At 64.7% G+C, this 2,752-nt stretch carries 1 protein-coding gene and 1 pseudogene; one reads left to right on the top strand and one right to left on the bottom strand.

Annotation, left to right across the window (positions count from 1 at the left end; genetic code table 11):
- The first annotated feature begins 146 nt into the window (after positions 1 to 146).
- Positions 147 to 1,135, top strand: a pseudogene (locus ACFYP3_RS37485) (IS5 family transposase).
- Here ACFYP3_RS37485 and ltrA read toward each other — a convergent pair.
- Positions 1,125 to 2,555, bottom strand: a complete 1,431-nt coding sequence (gene ltrA, locus ACFYP3_RS37480) for a group II intron reverse transcriptase/maturase (RefSeq protein ID WP_388842582.1) — start codon at positions 2,553 to 2,555, stop codon at positions 1,125 to 1,127. The pseudogene ACFYP3_RS37485 and the gene ltrA sit on opposite strands and share 11 nt — an antisense overlap.
- Positions 2,556 to 2,752 lie beyond the last annotated feature (197 nt).

Below are 2,752 nucleotides of genomic sequence, written 5' to 3'. Positions count from 1 at the left end.
CCAGATGCACGGACGAGCAGGCTTCACCCTGCTCCGGCACCGCATCCTCCTCGGATAACACAACCCTCCGTCACCACCGGATGTGAGACAGAGCCCTTTTTTTGACAGACCCGACGTGGGCGGGGTGTTGGGGGCAGGCTGTCTGTATGGGCCGTGGGGATCTGACGAATGCGGAGTGGGACCGGCTGGAGTCGTTCTTACCTCCTGGTGGTGCCCGTGGGGCCGGTGGAGTGATCACCGCCGCGTGATCAACGGAGTGCTCTACCGGGTCCGGACGGGCGTGCCGTGGCGGGACCTGCCGGATCGGTTCGGGCCGTGGGAGACGGTCTACAAACCCCATCGCCGCTGGTCAGCCGATGGAACGTGGGCAATGTTGCTGTCTCGGATTCAGGCGGCCGAGGACGCCGAGGGGCGGATCGACTGGGACGTGTCGGTGGATTCGACCGCGGTGCGGGCCCCCAGCACGCTGCCGCGGCGCGAGAAAGGCGCCAGCGGCCACGGGTCCGCAAAGGGGGAACGTTCGGGGGACGAACCGGGTCGATCCGGTGTTGCGGAAACTGGCGGTCCGGCTGGAGAAGGTGGTCAGGTCGGCGAGTGTCTGGGATCCCGCGGCGGGTTCACGACCAAAATCCATCTCGTCGCCGACGGGCGATGCCGACCGTTGGCCCTCATTCTGACACCTGGACACTACGGCGACGGGCCCCAGTTCGAGCGCGTGCGCGGGCAGGTTTCCGTGCCCCGTATCGGAGCCGGAAGGCCCCGCACCCGGCCCGACCACGTCTTGGCGGACAAGGCTTACACGTCCCGGAAGAACCGCCGTTACCTGCGACGACGCGGAATCCGGCACACCATCCCCGAACGCCTCGACCAGCAAAGCCACCGCAAGAACCGCAGCTCCCGAGGCGGGCGACCCACCGGCTTCGACAGCGAGCGCTACAAGAAGCGCAACACCGTCGAACGCGCCATCAACCGGTTGAAAGGCTTCCGCGCCGTCGGTGAGGTCGACTCGGGGCGCCCTGCTGATGTTTCCACCAGTGGGTTTCCCCGAGCCGCCTCCCGAACCCGGCGTGCCCGTCTCCGGGCACCGGGCTCTCCACAAATCCCGTTCCGGGCTGTTCAGTTCCTCATGCCGTAGTGGGCCACGGAGCCGGAATGAGTTTTCCCCGGTATCGGTATCTGGTCGCGCTTACCTTGGCCGGGTTGAACAGTTCCAATTCCTCTGTTACGGGCCACCAGCCGCCGCCGTAATAGCGTCGGCGGAGCTGTTTCCAAGTGATCCCGGGGCGCTTGCGTCGGATCCATCTTGTCACCCTCATCCACGCATAATGGCTGAGGTAACAGAAAGCGACGTCCGAAACTCCGGGACGGAAATACGCGCACCATACCCGCAACACCGAGTTCAGTCGGTGGAGCAAGGACTCCAGCGACAAGCCGACGTTCTGTCGTCCGGTCAGTTCCTTCACCTTGCCCGTGACGGAACGTACTGATTTCCGTGCCGGGTAGGTGTAGATGTACTGCCGATCAGTGCCAAGTTTCCGGTGACGCTGGATGCGCCATCCGAGAAAGTCAAGGCCCCCGTCAATGTGCGTGATACTTGTCTTCTCCACCGACAGGCGAAGGCCCATTGGCTTCAATGCCCCAGCGACCTCGTCGCGTAGTTCCTCGGCATGGTCTCGACGCCCGAAGACGAGTACGAGGAAGTCGTCCGCATACCGGACCAGCCGGTAGTTGGGCAATCCTCGGCGCCGTCTCCTGCGCCGATCCTCGGAGGTGCCATCTGGTCCTCCGAGGCCCTGGGCGATGCGCTCGTCCAGGACCGAGAGTGCGATGTCGGCCAGCAGCGGCGACAGGATCCCGCCCTGCGGGGTCCCGGTGCGTGTGTCCGTGAAGGCCCCGTCACGGGATAGGATCCCGGACTTCAAGAACGCCTTCACCAAGGACAACACCCGCTTGTCCCCGATTCGATTGCGCACCCGCTCCATGAGGGCCGGGTGCGCAATCTCGTCGAAGCACGCCGTGATGTCGCCCTCCACCACCCACTCGTATCCGTGGCTGGCGAGGTAGCGAGTTTCGGCGATCGCATCGTGAGCCCGGCGGTTCGGGCGGAACCCATAGGAACACGGGAGGAAATCCGCTTCGAATACCGGCTCCAGCACCAGTTTCAAGGACGCCTGGACCACTCGGTCCGCCACGGTCAGAATCCCGAGACGACGAAGCTTGCCATTCGCCTTTGGAATCATCCGCTCGCGGACGGGAACCGGATGGAAGCTGCGGTCTCTGACCTGGGTCCGCAGCTTGTCGAGAAACGCCTCGACTCCCTGCCCGGCTTCGATGGAGCGGGTGGTCTTCCCATCCACTCCGGCCGTGCGGGCGCCCTTGTTTCCCCGGACACGGTCCCACGCCACCAACAGGAAGGCGGGATCGGCCACGAGGTTGAACAGGTCGTCGAACCTGCGATGAGAACCATCGACAGCCCAACGATGCAGCTTGGTCTGGATCTCCAATACCCGGCGTTCGGCCTTCATCAAGGCCCATTCCAGCTCGTCGGTACTCACCGGCGACAGCCTCCTGGCATTCCAGTCTCCTTACTGCCGACTCGCTGGCCCCCTTCCCCATGTGACCGGCTTTCCCGGCCTCGGAGTACTACGGAGCCTCCGTCCTGCCCAACGGCCATCAGCCGGCGATGGGCCTGCCCCCGATCGGACTGGATGTCCGATATAGGGGCGACCGCGGACAGTTCCCACGTTCACCA

Origin of the sequence: Streptomyces sp. NPDC005533, assembly GCF_042871845.1 — a bacterium.
In the GTDB taxonomy this organism is placed as follows: domain Bacteria; phylum Actinomycetota; class Actinomycetes; order Streptomycetales; family Streptomycetaceae; genus Streptomyces.
This window is presented reverse-complemented; position numbering and strand designations above follow the sequence as displayed.